General features: G+C 73.9%; 15 protein-coding genes. 10 read left to right on the top strand and 5 right to left on the bottom strand.

Translation table 11 applies throughout. The features are described from left to right. A partial coding sequence (locus tag ACY34I_RS14095; RefSeq protein ID WP_462755454.1) for a sigma-70 factor domain-containing protein occupies positions 1 to 957 on the bottom strand: 957 nt, incomplete at its 3' end. A 286-nt stretch (positions 958 to 1243) separates the two neighbouring features. On the opposite strand from ACY34I_RS14095, the gene ACY34I_RS14090 reads away from it, so the two are divergent. Continuing rightward, the gene (locus ACY34I_RS14090; protein WP_462755452.1) at positions 1244 to 2065 is read left to right on the top strand and encodes an inositol monophosphatase family protein; all 822 of its coding nucleotides are present in this window, start codon (positions 1244 to 1246) and stop codon (positions 2063 to 2065) included. Positions 2066 to 2188: 123 nt separating this feature from the next. Here the strand turns inward: ACY34I_RS14090 and ACY34I_RS14085 are convergent, their stop codons facing one another. Next, entirely contained in the window at positions 2189 to 2701 is a 513-nt protein-coding gene (locus tag ACY34I_RS14085) for a LytR C-terminal domain-containing protein (protein WP_462755485.1), read from the bottom strand. Between the two features lie 437 nt (positions 2702 to 3138). On the opposite strand from ACY34I_RS14085, the gene ACY34I_RS14080 reads away from it, so the two are divergent. Continuing rightward, complete coding sequence (locus tag ACY34I_RS14080) at positions 3139 to 3435, top strand: DUF4193 domain-containing protein (protein WP_148795344.1); 297 nt, start codon at positions 3139 to 3141, stop codon at positions 3433 to 3435. Positions 3436 to 3570: 135 nt separating this feature from the next. Then, a complete protein-coding gene (locus ACY34I_RS14075) occupies positions 3571 to 4485 on the top strand; it encodes a hypothetical protein (RefSeq protein ID WP_462755450.1) in 915 nt (304 codons plus the stop codon). 81 nt (positions 4486 to 4566) lie between these two features. On the opposite strand, the gene ACY34I_RS14070 is transcribed toward ACY34I_RS14075, so the two are convergent. Then, positions 4567 to 5028 carry a DUF3093 domain-containing protein gene (locus ACY34I_RS14070; RefSeq protein ID WP_462755483.1) on the bottom strand — a complete coding sequence of 154 codons (462 nt, stop codon included), beginning with the start codon at positions 5026 to 5028 and terminating at the stop codon, positions 4567 to 4569. 125 nt (positions 5029 to 5153) lie between these two features. On the opposite strand from ACY34I_RS14070, the gene dut reads away from it, so the two are divergent. From dut to ACY34I_RS14050, 4 genes are all read left to right on the top strand, one after another. Further along, positions 5154 to 5651, top strand: a complete 498-nt coding sequence (dut, locus tag ACY34I_RS14065; protein WP_148795342.1) for a dUTP diphosphatase — start codon at positions 5154 to 5156, stop codon at positions 5649 to 5651. Positions 5652 to 5676: 25 nt separating this feature from the next. Further along, complete coding sequence (locus tag ACY34I_RS14060) at positions 5677 to 6342, top strand: DUF3710 domain-containing protein (protein WP_462755448.1); 666 nt, start codon at positions 5677 to 5679, stop codon at positions 6340 to 6342. A 182-nt stretch (positions 6343 to 6524) separates the two neighbouring features. Beyond that, positions 6525 to 6905, top strand: a complete 381-nt coding sequence (locus ACY34I_RS14055; protein ID WP_148795338.1) for an OB-fold nucleic acid binding domain-containing protein — start codon at positions 6525 to 6527, stop codon at positions 6903 to 6905. Continuing rightward, positions 6902 to 7585 (top strand): DUF3159 domain-containing protein, encoded by a 684-nt coding sequence (locus tag ACY34I_RS14050; protein ID WP_462755446.1) that lies wholly within the window; start codon positions 6902 to 6904, stop codon positions 7583 to 7585. Before ACY34I_RS14055 ends, ACY34I_RS14050 begins: the two co-directional genes overlap by 4 nt. 45 nt (positions 7586 to 7630) lie before the next feature. On the opposite strand, the gene ACY34I_RS14045 is transcribed toward ACY34I_RS14050, so the two are convergent. Both ACY34I_RS14045 and ACY34I_RS14040 read right to left on the bottom strand, forming a co-directional pair. Further along, positions 7631 to 8320, bottom strand: a complete 690-nt coding sequence (locus tag ACY34I_RS14045) for a potassium channel family protein (RefSeq protein ID WP_148795334.1) — start codon at positions 8318 to 8320, stop codon at positions 7631 to 7633. 3 nt (positions 8321 to 8323) lie between these two features. Beyond that, positions 8324 to 8989 carry a potassium channel family protein gene (locus ACY34I_RS14040; RefSeq protein ID WP_387276564.1) on the bottom strand — a complete coding sequence of 222 codons (666 nt, stop codon included), beginning with the start codon at positions 8987 to 8989 and terminating at the stop codon, positions 8324 to 8326. A 158-nt stretch (positions 8990 to 9147) separates the two neighbouring features. Here ACY34I_RS14040 and ACY34I_RS14035 point away from each other — a divergent pair, with 158 nt between their 5' ends. The 3 genes from ACY34I_RS14035 to dxs all read left to right on the top strand — a co-directional run bounded on the left by ACY34I_RS14035 (position 9148) and on the right by dxs (position 14549). Further along, entirely contained in the window at positions 9148 to 11202 is a 2055-nt protein-coding gene (locus tag ACY34I_RS14035; protein ID WP_462755443.1) for an APC family permease, read from the top strand. After that, positions 11199 to 12440, top strand: a complete 1242-nt coding sequence (locus tag ACY34I_RS14030) for a class I SAM-dependent RNA methyltransferase (protein ID WP_462755441.1) — start codon at positions 11199 to 11201, stop codon at positions 12438 to 12440. Before ACY34I_RS14035 ends, ACY34I_RS14030 begins: the two co-directional genes overlap by 4 nt. Before the next feature lie 165 nt (positions 12441 to 12605). Continuing rightward, positions 12606 to 14549 (top strand): 1-deoxy-D-xylulose-5-phosphate synthase, encoded by a 1944-nt coding sequence (gene dxs, locus ACY34I_RS14025; protein WP_462755439.1) that lies wholly within the window; start codon positions 12606 to 12608, stop codon positions 14547 to 14549. Positions 14550 to 14704 lie beyond the last annotated feature (155 nt).

Genomic DNA, 14704 nt, shown 5'->3' with positions numbered 1-14704 from the left:
CGTGTAGCGCTTGGCCAGCGAGACGACCAGCCGGAGGTTCGCCTCCAGCAGGTGGTTCTTGGCCCGCTCACCGTCCCGCGAGATCCAGAGCAGGTCCCGCTGCATGTCCCGGGTGAGCTTGTCCTCGCCCTCATCGGCGGCGCGCAGCCGCTCGGCGGCGTAGAGGCCGGCCTCGATCCGCTTGGCGAGCTCGACCTCCTGCTCCGCGTTGAGCAGCGGCACCTTGCCGATCTGCTTCAGGTAGGCCCGTACGGAGTCGGCGGAGGCGGTCAGCTCGGCGTCGCGGCGCGCCTGCTTGAGCGCCTCGGACTCCTCGTCGTCCCACTCGAAGTCGTTGTCGCTGGCGGAGCTGGCCGCGTCGGCCTCGGCGGCCTGGGTCAGCTCGGCCGGCTCGTCGACCACGACGTCCTCGATCTCGGCGGCCAGCTCCTCCGGGTCGATGTCGCCCTCGGGGCCCTCGCCCTTCGGCCCGGCCTTCGCCGGCTTCGCCCCGGCGGTCTTCGCCGCCACGGTCGCCTTGGTGGCCCGGGTCGCCTTGGTGGCCTTCGCCGGGGCGGCGGCCTTGGCGGCCACCTCCGCGGTGGTGCCGGCGGCCTTGCGCGCGGTCGCCTTCCGCGGGGCGGGGGTCGGGACCTCCTCGGCGGCCGGCGCCTGCTTCGGGGCGGGCGCGGCGGCCTTCTTGGTGGTCTTGGCGGTGGTGGCCCGGGAAGCCGGCGTGGCGGACCGGGCGGCGGCCACCCGGCGGCGGGTGCTGGCAGAGCCATCCACCACCACCGTCACCCCCGCTTCGGAGAGCGCACGCAGGATCTTCTTGGCCTGGGCCGGGGTCACCTCAGCGGACTCGACGGTGCGCGCGAGCTGGGCCGACGTGAGCTGGCCGCCGGCGCTCTGCGCGTGGGCGATCAGGGTGTCGGTGAGCGAGCGAACGTCGGCGCCGGTCTGGCGGGGTTCTGTCACGAATGACCTTCCGGAGGCGAAGAGCGAGCACGGCCGGGTCGTCCGGCGCAGCACGGAACGCCGTGCCGGGCGATGTCGTTGAGGGACCCCCGTGTCCCGGGCCGGCCGGTCGCTGGCGGTCCGTGGCGCGTGGGCAGGGTGAATTGTAACGCCGTCTGCGGCGATCATCCCGCGCCGCACGGCGTACCGGCGGTATGGACCGCCGATTCGGCGCAGATGTGGACTTTGTAAGGATGATACCCGCGCTCGACCGGGCCGGTCCCGGTCGTGCGGGAAGGGGACGAACATGATCCGCTCGGCGCCCACCCCGCCGGAACTGCTGGAGATCGCCGTCGCGGTGGCCCGGGACGCCGCGGCCACCGCGCACCGGATGCGGGCCGAGGGGGTCTCCGTCGCGGCGACCAAGAGCACCGTCACCGACGTGGTCACCGCCGCCGACCGCGCCGTCGAGCGGCAGGTGCTGGACGCCCTGCGTACGCTCCGCCCGGACGACGCGGTGCTGGGCGAGGAGTACGGCGGGGCGGAGGCCGGGTCGGCCCCCGACGGCGGGGTGCGCTGGATCGTCGACCCGATCGACGGCACCGTCAACTACCTCTACGGGCTGCCGTACTGCGCGGTCTCGCTGGCCGCCGAGGTGGCCGGCGAGGTGGTGGCCGGGGTGGTGCGCAACGTCGCCACCGGGGAGGAGTGGACGGCCACCGCGGGCGGCGGCGCCTGGCGGGACGGGGAGCGGCTGCGCTGCTCCACCGAGACCGACCTGGGGCAGGCGCTGGTGGCCACCGGGTTCGGCTACGACGCCGGCCGCCGGGCGCACCAGGCCCGGGTGGTAGCCGAGCTGATCCCGCACGTCCGGGACATCCGCCGGATGGGTGCCGCGGCGCTGGACCTCTGCCTGGCCGCCGAGGGGCGGGTCGACGCCTATTACGAGAAGGGGCTGGCCGCCTGGGACCTGGCCGCGGGGGGCCTGGTCGCCCGCGAGGCGGGACTGCTGGTGACCGGTCTGTCCGGGCGGCCGCCCGGCCCGGACCTGGTGCTCGCCGTCCCTCCGGCGCTCTTCGACCCGCTGCACACCCGGCTCGCCGCCCTGGACGCCTCCGGCGGCCCCTGAGCCCACCGGCCGCCACCGGTGCTCGAGAGGATCGGCCCGTCGGGGTGCCGAACGCGCCACCGGGCGGCGTCCCCGGGGTGGGGACGCCGCCCGGTGGGGGCGATCGTTGGACTGGCCGGGGCCCTACTTGTCGACCGGGGCCGGGCAGGTCTCGGGCGGGGCGATCGGCGAGCCGAGGTCGCCCAGGGACTGGTTGACCTCGGTGGTGGTGGCGAGCTGCTGGAAGGAGTTGCCGAGGATCACGTCGACCGTGTCGTCCGTGCGCTTCGGGTCGAACTTCTGCAAGGCGTTGTCGAGGAAGTAGGCCCGCAGCAGGTGCGCGGAGCCGACTCCCTTGGGGCCGAAGCGCAGCACCGCGACCGCGTCGACGGCCTGGGCGTTGCCCACCTTCTTGACCTGGAACTTGCGGTTGCGGAAGTCGTCGGCGACGCTGCCGGCCCGGCCCACCTCGTCGGTCCCGTTGTAGACGTTGATCTTGACGTCCTTCGGCTCGCGCAGCGTGACGTCCGCCAGCGGCCAGCCCTTGGGGCAACCGGCGGCGGTGCCCGCCTTGCCCTGGGTGTCGCGGACCATCGCGACGACGACGAAGACCAGGGCGACGACCGCCAGCAGACCGACGACAACGAGTGCCCGCACTCGTGCAAAACTCATCTGGGCGCTCCCCGGAACAGAATTTGGGTGGCGGCGGCCGTCGGCGGTCGGGCCACCCGCCGGCCGTCGAGTACGCCGCTGAGGTTAACGGTTGTCCGGCCGTGGCGTGGAAACAGTCCGACATGCCGGCGCGCCACCCAGGGAACGGGTAGTACTACCCCTATCTTCGTGTCGCCTGAGTCACATTGGGAACAACTTCGGGCGCAGGGGCGTACATCTCTGCCACGAGGGCGGTATACATGCCTCGCCCAATGGGGGGGTAAGGTTCCGCGCTCGCTGGGGTGTTCCTCTCTGGCGGACTCGGCCCACCGGTCGTCGGGTCGGGTGACCGACACAAAGTGGTGGCCGGCCAGTGGAACCGAAACAGCGTCCTCCGGCGTTACAACCGGAAGTGACCATATCGATATGGGAGAGTGAAACCGATGGCCACCGACTACGACGCCCCGCGTCGCGACGAGGTCGACCTCGGCGAGGACAGCCTCGAAGAGCTCAAGGCCCGGCGGGTCGACTCACAGTCGGGCGCCGTGGACGTCGATGAGGCCGAGGTGGCGGAGAGCTTTGAGCTGCCCGGCGCCGACCTGGCCGACGAGGAGCTCACGGTCAAGGTGCTACCGATGCAGCAGGACGAGTTCCGGTGCGCCCGCTGCTTCCTGGTCCACCACCGCAGCCAGCTGGCGGTCGAGCGTCACGGCGAGCTGATCTGCCGCGAGTGCGCCTGATCCCGACGCGTGTCACCGGCGGCGGCCTCCTCGACGGGGCCGCCGCTCTTCGAGCCGCCGTGCGCCGGTGGCGGGAAGCTGCTTGACTCGTACCGGCGGCTTGCCACGCCGCCGCGAGCACGGGAGGGCGGACGGGTGAGCGAGCACAGCGAGCGGGCCGGAGCGCCGGACGCCACCGGGACCGGCGGCCCGGGACGGGCCGACCGGCCGGCCGAGCCGCCCGCGCCGCCTGCCGAGGGGGCGACCGAGCGGCCCGACCGCGCGGCCGAGGGGGCGGCCGAGTCGTCCGCCGAGGGCGGTGCGGCGGAGCAGCTCGGGGCGACGGTCGCCGCGTTGACCGCGGACGACCTTCCCCCGGCTCGGCGGCGGCAGCTGCTCACCCGGCTGGTCGGCCAGGCCCGCGTGCGGGGCCTCGCGGACCTGTTCAAGCCGAGGGCCGCGGTCCGCTGGATGGCGGACACCGTCGCCGAGGTCGCCCCGCACGTACCGGTCCGCGACCTGGCCACGCTCCGGCGGCACTTCCCTGGCCTGGCCGAGGAAGAGCTGGCCGAGCGGCTGGTCCGCAACGCCGCCCGGGCCACCGCCGGGATCGGCGCGGCCGGTGGCGGGGTCGCCGCGGTCGAGTGGACCGTCACCCCGACGCTGCTCTCCGCCCCGGTGCTGCTGGCCGCGGAGACGGTCGCCGTGGTCGCGATCGAGTTGAAGCTGATCGGCGAGCTGCACGAGGTCTACCGGGTGCCGCTGCCCACCGGCGGTACCCAGCGGGCCGTGGCGCTGATCCAGTCCTGGGCCAGCCAGCGGGGGATCAACCCGATGTTGCCCGGGGTCGGGGTGAGCGCGGTGCTCGGCACCGCGGCCCGCCGGGAGCTGCGGGACAGCCTGCTGCGCCGGTTCGGGCGCAACCTGACCACGCTCGGCCCGTTCCTGACCGGTGCCGCCGTCGCCGGCTACCTCAACCGCCGGGCCACCCGGAACCTCGCCGACCAGCTCCGCAAGGACCTCCGCCGCAAGCGCCGGGAGCTCCCCGGCTCCCGTCTCGCGCTGCCCTGACCCCGCGACCGGTAGCCACTCTCTCCGTGCATGCGGATCAGGCCGGCTCGGTGCCGGCGGGGGGATGGGGTTGAGGCCGGCTCAGGCGGCGTCGCGAGCGGCGAGGATCGCCGCGGCCAGCTCGACCGGGTGCCGCGTGCTGATCACCCAGAACGGGGTCGGGTCGGCCGGGTCGTCCAGCACCACCTGCACCGCCCCGCCGATCCACGGGCGCTGCACCACGAAGGCGAGCGGGTCCGACCCGACGCCGAGCACCTCGCGCCGGCCGGCGGCGTCCAGCGGCACCACGTCGGCGACGTACCGCACCGGGAGGTGGGCGTCGTCCACCCGCAGCTCGCCGTCGCGGACCGCGACCCGGATCCGGCCCAGCCACCCGAGCGCGGCCAGGGCCGCCGGGATCAGCAGCACGAACGGCAGCCAGGACCGGACGCCCGTGGCGCCCATCCAGAGCTCGGCGGCGAGCAGGCCGGCGACGGCGAGGCCGACCGGCCAGGCCCACCACGGCAGCCCGAGCCGCTCCGCGTACTCCCGGGCGGCGGCCATCGGCGGGATCGCGGCGGACGAGGACGACGACAGGCTCACAGTCCGAGGGTACGGCGCACGACGGGCCGGCCAACCGGCAGGATGGCAGGGTCACCCCCGCAAGGACCGGACGGAAGAGGAAGACCGTGACAGACGTCGTACCCGTGCCCGTACGGCAGCTCGACCCGGAGCTGCCGCTGCCGGCGTACGCCCATCCCGGCGACGCCGGCGCGGACCTGGTGGCCGCCGCGGACGTGGAGCTGCCGCCCGGCGGGCGCGCCCTGGTGCCGACCGGCGTGGCCATCGCCCTGCCGGAGGGGTACGTCGGGCTGGTGCATCCCCGATCGGGGCTGGCGGCCAGGCTCGGCGTGACGGTGCTCAACGCGCCCGGTACGGTCGACGCCGGCTACCGGGGTGAGATCCTGGTCAACCTGATCAATCATGATCGGGAGACACCGGCGAAGATCAGCCGGGGTGACCGGATCGCGCAGCTCGTCGTCCAGCGGGTCGCGCGGGCCGAGTTCCAGCCGGTGGCGGAGCTGCCCGCGTCCCGGCGCGGGGCCGGCGGGCACGGGTCCACCGGCGGGCACGCCGGGCTGGTCCCGATCCCGGCGAGCGGGCAGACGGAAGAGGTGGCAGGGTGAGTGTGAACAGCGGAGGGCGGGCGCAGTGATCTTCTCCCGAAAGCGGGCCGGCGAGGCGCGGCACGCGCGTGACGAGCGGGCCGACGAGGTGCTCGACGCCCCGGAGAGCGAGGAGTCGACCTCGGCACCGTCCCGGGGTCCGTACGACCTCGACGAGGCGCCCGACGAGCCCCGGCTGGACCTCGGCAGCCTCCAGATCCCGGCGGTGCCGGACGTCGAGGTGCGGGTCCAGGCCGACCCGCAGGGCGTGATTCAGCAGGTCGTGCTGGTGCACGGCGACAACGCTCTGCAGCTCGGCGTCTTCGCGGCGCCCCGGTCCGAGGGCATCTGGGACGAGGTGCGCGAGGAGATCCGGCAGTCGCTGTACAACGACGGCGCCGCCGCCCAGGAGGTGCAGGGGGAGTACGGCACCGAGCTGAAGGCCCGGGTCCGCACCCCGGACGGGCTGACCGACCTGCGCTTCGTGGGCATCGACGGCCCGCGCTGGATGGTCCGCGGCGTCTACCAGGGCGAGGCGGCCAGCAACCCGGCCATCGCCGGCCCGCTCGCTCGCTGCCTGGAGGGCCTGGTGGTCGACCGGGGCCAGGAGGCCAAGCCGGTCCGCGAGCCGCTGCCGCTGCGGCTGCCCCGCGAGGTGGCCGAACAGCAGGCGGCCGCGCAGCAGACCGCGCCCGGGCAGCGCGAGGCCTGAGACGTACCCACGGGCCCGGTCCCGTCGGCTCCCGTCGACGGTGCCGGGCCCGTCCCCTGTCCGGCGGACGCCGGCTCCGCGGCCGGGCCGGATCGGCGTACGCTGGCGGGACGGTTCCCGCATCCCGGGGCCGAGCCAGTGCCGGCGCGGCCGGCCAGCCTGGAGAGGGTGACGCGGAGGTCATGACGACCGACGAGAGCCGGGTGTCGCTGCGGCGGCTACTGCATCGGCTCACCGCGAGCGAAGCCGAGATCGAGGCGCAGGAGCTGCGCCGGGAGAGCGCGGAGTCCGGCGGGATGCCGGCCCAGCAGTGCATGCGGGGCCAGGTGGTGTCGATCAACGGGCGGCTGCGCACGGTGGTCTACACGCCTCGGACCAACCTGCCGACGCTGGAGGCCGACCTCTACGACGGCAGCGACGTGGTCACCCTGGTCTGGCTGGGCCGGCGGCACATCGCCGGCATCGAGCCGGGCCGGCACCTCACCGCCCGCGGCCGGCTGGCCGTCCGGGACGACCGCAAGGTGATCTACAACCCGTACTACGAGCTGGAGTCGCCGAAGTGACGACCGGACAGCATCGGTCCGCCGAGCCGGAACTCGGGCCGGAGGACGACGAGCGGCTGCCCAGTATCGCCGAGCAGATGGCCGACCAGCTCGGCGGCTGGCGGGGCCTGGTCGAGTCGAGCATCCCCGTGGTGGTCTTCGTGATCGCCAACGTGCTGGGCGAGCTGCGCCCCGCGGTGATCGCCTCGGTGGCGGTGGCGCTGCTGATCGCCGGGCTGCGCCTGGCCCAGCGCCGGCCGATCCGGCACGCGGTCAACGGGTTGTTCGGCATCGCCATCGGCGCCGCCATCGCCTGGCGGACCGGCGACGAGCGGGACTTCTACCTCCCCGGCATCCTCTACGGGATCGGCTACGGGCTGGCCCTGCTGCTGTCGGCCGCAATCCGGCAGCCGCTGGTGGGCTGGATCTGGTCGGTGCTGGTCGCCCGGGGCCGCTCGGAGTGGCGGGACGACCCGCGGCTGGTGCGCACCTTCACCCAGCTCACCGTGCTCTGGGGCGTGGTGTGGCTGGCCAAGGTGGGCGTGCAGGCGGGGCTCTACCTGGCCCACCAGGACACCGCGCTGGGCGTGGCCCGGCTCGCCCTGGGCTACCCGCCGTACGCGCTGCTGCTGCTGATCACCGTCTGGGCGGTGCGCCGGGTGACCCGGGACACCACGCGGACGCCGCTGCCGGGCGCCTGACCCCGCCGGTCGTACCGGAACCCGGCCGGCGGGACCGAGCGGCCGTCAGGCGCCGTCGCGGGTGCGCTCGACGCTGTCCGGGCCGAGGATCACCGCCCGGACCTCGTCCTCCACCGCGGCCGTGCACACGAAGACCAACTCGTCGCCGGCCTCGATCGGGTCGTCCGGGCTGGGCACCAGCACCCGCTTGCCGCGCAGGATCGCCACCAGGGCCGCGTCCCGGGGGATCGGCACCGCGTGGATCGGCTCACCGACGTACGGCGCGCTGGGCGGCAGGGTGATCTCGACCAGGTTCGCCTCGCCCTGCCGGAAGGTCATCAGCCGGACCAGATCGCCGACCGTGACCGCCTCCTCCACCAGGGCGGCCATCACCCGCGGCTTGCTCACCGCGACGTCGACGCCCCACTGCTCGGTGAACAGCCACTCGTTCTCCGCCCGGTTGACCCGGGCTACCACGCGGGGCACCGCGAACTCGGTCTTGGCCAGCAGCGACACCACCAGGTTGACCTTGTCGTCGCCGGTGGCGGCCACCACCACCTCGCAGCCGGCGACGTTGGCCTCCTCCAGGCTGGCCAGCTCGCACGCGTCGGCGAGCACCCACTCGGCGGCCGGCACCCGGTCCGGCCGGAGCATCTTGGGCTGCCGCTCGATCAGCATCACCTGGTGCCCGTTGTCGATCAGCTCCTGGGCGATGGAGCGGCCCACGTTGCCCGCGCCGGCGATGGCGATGCGCATGGCTCAGTGCCCCCCTTCCGGCGGCGCCGCCGCCACCGAGGTGACCGACGGGATGATGTCGTCGGTCACCAGCATGAAGACCTGGTCGCCCTCCTGCACGACGGTGGAGGCGGTGGGCAGCGTGCCGATCCCGAACCGGATCAGGTACGCGACCCGGGCCCCGGCGGCCTCCTCCAACTCCCGCAGCGACCGGCCGATCCAGTCCTTGTGCACCGGCGCCTCGATGATCGACACGGTGCTGGTCGGGTCGCGGAAGATCTCCACGTTGCCCTCGGGCACCAGGTGCCGCAGCATCCGGTCGGCGGTCCACCGGACGGTCGCCACGGTGGGGATGCCCAGCCGCTCGTAGACCTGCGCCCGGCGCTGGTCGTAGATCCGGGCGGCCACCCGGGAGACGCCGAACGTCTCCCGCGCCAGCCGGGCCGAGATGATGTTGGAGTTGTCGCCGCTGGAGACCGCGGCGAAGGCGTCCGCGCGCTCGATGCCGGCCTGGCGCAGCACCTCGCCGTCGAAGCCGGCGCCGGTGACGGTGATGCCGGCGAAGTCGGGGCCGAGGCGGCGGAACGCGTCCGCGTCCTGGTCGATCACCGCCACCGAGTGCCCCCGGGACTCCAGGCTGTGGGCGAGGGTCGACCCGACCCGGCCGCAGCCCATGATCACGACATGCACGGTGTCCGCTCCTCCCACGGTCCGCCCGGTGGACCCGTCGACTGCGAGCCTGCCACGTCCCCGCCGCAGGCGGGGGACCGACCGTACCCCGCCCGCGCGCGCGGGGGTGATCAGCCACCCCCACCAGATGTTCCGGACTGGTCGTACTCTTGGCGGTTGTGGCCAGACCCACCTCGCTGCTGAAGCGACTCCTCGTCGGTCGACCGTTCCGGTCCGACCGCCTCCAGCACACCCTGCTGCCGAAGCGCATCGCGCTGCCGGTCTTCGCCTCGGACGCGCTCTCCAGCGTCGCGTACGCGCCCGACGAGATCCTCCTGACGCTCTCCATCGCGGGCGCCTCGGCCTTCTTCTTCTCGCCGTGGATCGCGCTCGCGGTCGTCGTGGTGATGCTCACCGTGGTGGCGAGCTACCGGCAGAACGTGCACGCCTACCCCTCCGGCGGCGGCGACTACGAGGTGGCCACCGTCAACCTCGGTCCGCGCGCCGGCCTGGCGGTGGCCAGCGCGCTGCTGGTCGACTACGTCCTCACCGTCGCGGTCTCGATCTCCTCCGGCGTGGCCAACCTCGGCTCCGTGCTCCCGTTCGTGGCCACCCACAAGGTGTTGATCGCGGTCATCGCGGTGGCGCTGCTCACCGCGATGAACCTGCGCGGCCTGCGCGAGTCCGGCACGGCGTTCGCCATCCCGACCTACGGTTTCGTGATCGTGATCGGCGGCATGCTGCTCACCGGCCTGATCCGGATCTTCATCCTCGGCGACGAACTGCGCGCGCCCAGCGCCGGCCTGGAGATCCAGGCGGAGCACAGCGTCACCGGGTTCGCCCTGATCTTCCTGCTGCTGCGAACCTTCTCCTCGGGCAGCGCCGCGCTCACCGGGGTGGAGGCGATCTCCAACGGGGTGCCGGCGTTCAAGGCGCCGAAGAGCCGCAACGCAGCCACCACCCTGCTGCTGCTCGGCGTCATCGCGGTGAGCATGCTGTTCGGCATCATCTGGCTGGCCCGGCTGACCCACCTGCAGTTCGTCGAGTCCCCGAGCCAGATCGTCTCCGGCCCGTCCGGGTACGTGCAGAAGACGGTCACCACCCAGCTCGGCGAGGCGGTCTTCGGCAACGGCGTGCTGCTCTACGTGGTTGCCGGGATGACCGCGCTGATCCTGTTCCTGGCCGCCAACACCGCCTTCAACGGCTTCCCGGTGCTCGGCTCGATCCTGGCCCAGGACCGCTACCTGCCCCGCCAGCTGCACACCCGGGGCGACCGGCTGGCCTTCTCCAACGGCATCGTCTTCCTCGCCGTCTTCGCGGTGGTGCTGATCGTCGGCTTCCAGGCCGAGGTGACCCGGCTCATCCAGCTCTACATCGTCGGCGTGTTCGTCTCGTTCACGCTCTCCCAGGGCGGCATGATCCGACACTGGAACCGGCACCTGCGCACCGAGCGGGATCCGGAGGTGCGCCGCCGGATGGTGCGCTCCCGGGCGATCAACGCCTTCGGCATGGCGCTGACCGGCACCGTCCTGGTCATCGTGCTGATCACCAAGTTCCTGCTCGGCGCCTGGATCGCGATCGCCGCGATGGCGGTGATCTACCTGGTGATGCTGGCCATCCGCCGGCACTACGACCGGGTCGCCGCCGAGCTGGAACCGACCGAGGCCCGGGCGGTGCTGCCCGCCCGCAACCACGCCATCGTGCTGGTCAGCAAGCTGCACCAGCCCACGCTGCGGGCCATCGCGTACGCCCGGGCGACCCGGCCGGACACGCTGACCGCGGTGACCGTGAACGTGGACGAGAAGGACACCCGGAACCTCCAGGCCGACTGGGAGCGGCGGGAGCTGCCCGTGCCGCTGACCGTGATCGACTCCCCGTACCGGGAGATCACCCGGCCGATCCTGAACTTCGTCGCTTCCACCCGCCGGGAGTCGCCCCGCGACGTGGTCACCGTCTTCATCCCCGAGTACGTGGTGGGCCGCTGGTGGGAGAACCTGCTGCACAACCAGAGCGCGCTGCGGCTCAAGGGGCGGCTGCTCTTCGAGCCGGGGGTGATGGTCACCAGCGTGCCGTGGCAGCTCGCCTCCACCGCCAGCAAGAACCTGGACCGGCTGGACGCCAACCTCAGCCGCGGCCCGGCGCGTGGGCCCCGGGTGGCCCCGCGCAGCACCCTGCCGCCCACCGTCCCGCCGGTGGCCTCCGCCCCGCCCGGGGAGAGCGGGGAGCGCCCGTGACGGCGCCGGTCGAGGGTCGGCGGGGGCTGGAGGAGGCCGAGCGGGTCGAGCTGACCGTGGCCGCGGTCGCCCCGGGCGGGCACTGCGTGGCCCGGGTCGACGGCCAGGTGGTCTTCGTCCGGCACGCGCTGCCCGGGGAGCGGGTGGTCGCCGAGGTGACCGAGGTGCACCGGGGCTTCGCCCGGGCCGACGCGGTCGAGGTGCTGACGGCCTCCCCGGACCGGGTCGAGCCGCCCTGCCCGTACGCGAAGCCGGGCCGCTGCGGTGGCTGTGACCTCCAGCATGTCGCCCCCGACGCCCAGCTCGACTGGAAGACCGCGGTGGTCCGCGAGCAGCTCACCCGGCTCGGCGGCCTCACCGATCCGCAGGTCGACGCGCTCGGGGTCCGGGTCGAGGCGCTGCCCGGCGGGTCGCTGGGCTGGCGCTCCCGGGTCCGCTACGCGGTCGACGGCGCCGGCCGGGCCGGGCTGCTCAAACACCGCTCGCACGAGGTGGTGCCGGTCGACCGCTGCCTGATCGCCCACCCGGCGATCCAGGAGCTGCCGGTGCTCGCCCCCGCCGGGGCCCGCTGGCCGGACGCCGACGCCGTCGAGACGGTCGCCGCCACCGGCGGGGACGTCAGCGTCACCGCGTACGCCGACGGGGTGCCCACTCCGGTCAGCGGGCCGGCGGTGGTCCGCGAGGTGGCCGCCGGGCGCGAGTGGCGGCTCCCCGCGTCCGGTTTCTGGCAGGTCCACCCGGCCGCGGCGGACACCCTGGTCGGGGCGGTCCTCGACCTGCTCGACCCGCGCCCCGGCGAGACCGCCTGGGACCTGTACGGCGGCGCCGGGCTGTTCGCCGCGGCCCTCGCCGGCCGGGTCGGCGGGGCCCGGGTCACCGTGGTCGAGTCCGCCGCGTCGGGCGTTGCCGCGGCCCGGGAGAACCTGGCCGACCTGCCCGGGGTGGAGGTGGTCGCGGCCCGGGTGGAGACCGCCCTGGCCCGCCGCCGGGTCACCGGCCCGGTGGACCTGGTGGTCCTCGATCCGCCCCGCTCCGGCGCCGGCGCGCCGGTGGTGCGGGACATCGTCGCCGCCGGCCCGCGGGCGGTGGCGTACGTGGCCTGCGACCCCGCCGCCTTCGCCCGGGACGTGCGCACCTTCACCGGGCTGGGCTGGCGGCTGGCCGCGCTGCGCGGCTTCGACCTGTTTCCGATGACCCAGCACGTCGAGCTGGTCGGCCTGCTCCTGCCGCCGTCCTGAGTTCACCGCTGTCGCGCCCCGGCCGAAGCCGCCCCGGGGCCTGCGGTGAGCCACGGCCGGCAGCCAGGATTTCCGCCGGCTGGCGGTGCCCCCGTACCCCCGATCTGGCTGCCGTGATCCACGGCCGGGCTGCGGGCTGCCGGGCGGCCGATAGACTCTTCGGTCATGAGTGTTGAAGAGGGCACGGCCAACAACGGCCGGCTGCTGGGCACCGTCCAGGGTCCGCGGGACGTGAAGCGGATGACCGCCGAGCAGCTGGACATCCTCGCCGCCGAGATCCGTGACTTCCTGATCGCCAAGGTCTCCCGCACCGGCGGGCACATCGGGCCCAACCTGGGTGTGGTGGAGCTGACCCTGGCGATGCACCGGGTCTTCGACTCGCCGCGGGACCGGCTCCTGTTCGACACCGGCCACCAGGCCTACGTGCACAAGATCATCACCGGCCGGCAGGAGGGCTTCGACAAGCTCCGCCAGCGCGGTGGCCTCTCCGGCTACCCCAGCCAGGCGGAGAGCGAGCACGACCTGATCGAGAACTCGCACGCCTCCACCGCCCTGTCCTACGCCGACGGGCTCGCCAAGGCGTACGCGCTGCGCGGCGAGCGGCGCAGCGTGGTGGCCGTGGTCGGCGACGGCGCGCTGACCGGCGGCATGTGCTGGGAGGCGCTGAACAACATCGCCGCGGCCGGCAACCCGCTGGTGATCGTGGTGAACGACAACGGCCGGTCGTACGCGCCGACCATCGGCGGCCTCGCCGACCACCTCTCCTCGCTCCGGCTCAACCCGGGCTACGAGAAGGTGCTCGACACCGTCAAGGAGGCCCTCGGCTCGACCCCGCTGGTGGGCCGGCCGATGTACGAGGTGCTGCACGCGGTCAAGAAGGGCATCAAGGACGCGGTCGCTCCGCAGGCCATGTTCGAGGACCTCGGCATCAAGTACGTCGGCCCGGTCGACGGCCACGACGTCGCCGCGGTCGAGTCGGCGCTGCGCGCGGCGAAGAACTTCGGCGGCCCGGTGATAGTGCACGCGGTCACCCGCAAGGGTTACGGCTACCGCCCGGCCGAGGAGGACGAGGCGGACTGCTTCCACGGCCCCGGGGCGTTCGACATCCAGACTGGCAAGCTCGTCGCCGCCCCGTCGGTGAAGTGGACCCAGGTCTTCGCCGACGAGCTGGTCAAGATCGCCGATGAGCGCCCGGACGTGGTCGGTATCACCGCCGCGATGGCCGAACCCACGGGCATCGCCACCCTGGCCCGCAAGCACCCGAAGCGGGTGTACGACGTGGGCATCGCCGAGCAGCACGCCGCCACCTCGGCGGCCGGCCTCGCCATGGGCGGCCTGCACCCGGTGGTGGCCGTCTACGCCACCTTCCTCAACCGGGCCTTCGACCAGGTCCTGCTGGACGTGGCGATGCACAAGCTGCCGGTCACCTTCGTGCTGGACCGGGCGGGCATCACCGGCCCGGACGGGCCGAGCCACTACGGCATCTGGGACATGTCCGTCTTCGGCGTGGTGCCCGGCCTGCGGATCGCCGCGCCCCGCGACGCCGGCAGCCTCCGCGAGGAGCTGCGCGAGGCGATCGCCGTGGACGACGGGCCGACCGTCATCCGCTTCCCGACCGGCACGGTAGCCGCCGACCTGCCGGCCGTGCGCCGGGTCGGTGCGGTGGACGTGCTGGCCGAGTCGGCGCGTACCGACGTGCTGCTCGTCGCGGTCGGCTCCTTCGGCCAGCTCGGCATGGAGGTCGCCGCCCGGGTCGCCGAGCAGGGCTACGGGGTCACCGTGGTCGACCCGCGCTGGGTCCGCCCGGTCCCGGCCGAGCTGGTCGAGCTGGCCGCCGCGCACCGGCTCGTGGTCACCGTCGAGGACGGTGTCCGGGTCGGCGGCGTCGGTGACGCGCTCGGCCAGGCCATGCGCGACGCCGACGTCCGGGTGCCGCTGAAGGACCTGGGTGTGCCGGCCGACTGGCACCCGCACGGCACGCGGGCACAGATCCTGGCCGACCTCGGCCTGACCGCGCAGGACGTGGCGCGCGACGTCACCGGCTGGATCTCCGGCCTGGACGCCCACCCCGTCGAGCCGACCGCCTCCGAGGCTGCCGCCAAGAACTGACATCGACGCGGAACGGGCGGTCCTGCACCTGGGGGGCCGCCCGTTCCGCGTCGAGGCTTGCCGACGGCCCTCCACCGTCTGGTCAGCGGGACCGGACCATCGCGGTGGCGGCCTGGCTGGCGGGGCTGGAGGCAGCGGCAGGGGCCCTCGCGTGG

This window comes from Micromonospora sp. RTBAU3-60, assembly GCF_054963695.1.
Note: the sequence above shows the minus strand (reverse complement) of the source record. Positions and strands in the feature narration are given on the sequence as shown.

Excerpts from the sequence above, each read along its gene's own strand:
- ACY34I_RS14090 (WP_462755452.1), top strand. The coding sequence starts at position 1,244 with ATGATCCGCTCGGCGCCCACCCCGCCGGAACTGCTGGAGATCGCCGTC.
- ACY34I_RS14080 (WP_148795344.1), top strand. The coding sequence starts at position 3,139 with ATGGCCACCGACTACGACGCCCCGCGTCGCGACGAGGTCGACCTCGGC.
- ACY34I_RS14070 (WP_462755483.1), bottom strand. The coding sequence starts at position 5,028 with ATGGCCGCCGCCCGGGAGTACGCGGAGCGGCTCGGGCTGCCGTGGTGG.
- ACY34I_RS14055 (WP_148795338.1), top strand. The coding sequence starts at position 6,525 with ATGACGACCGACGAGAGCCGGGTGTCGCTGCGGCGGCTACTGCATCGG.
- ACY34I_RS14045 (WP_148795334.1), bottom strand. The coding sequence starts at position 8,320 with ATGCGCATCGCCATCGCCGGCGCGGGCAACGTGGGCCGCTCCATCGCC.
- dxs (WP_462755439.1), top strand. The coding sequence starts at position 12,606 with ATGAGTGTTGAAGAGGGCACGGCCAACAACGGCCGGCTGCTGGGCACC.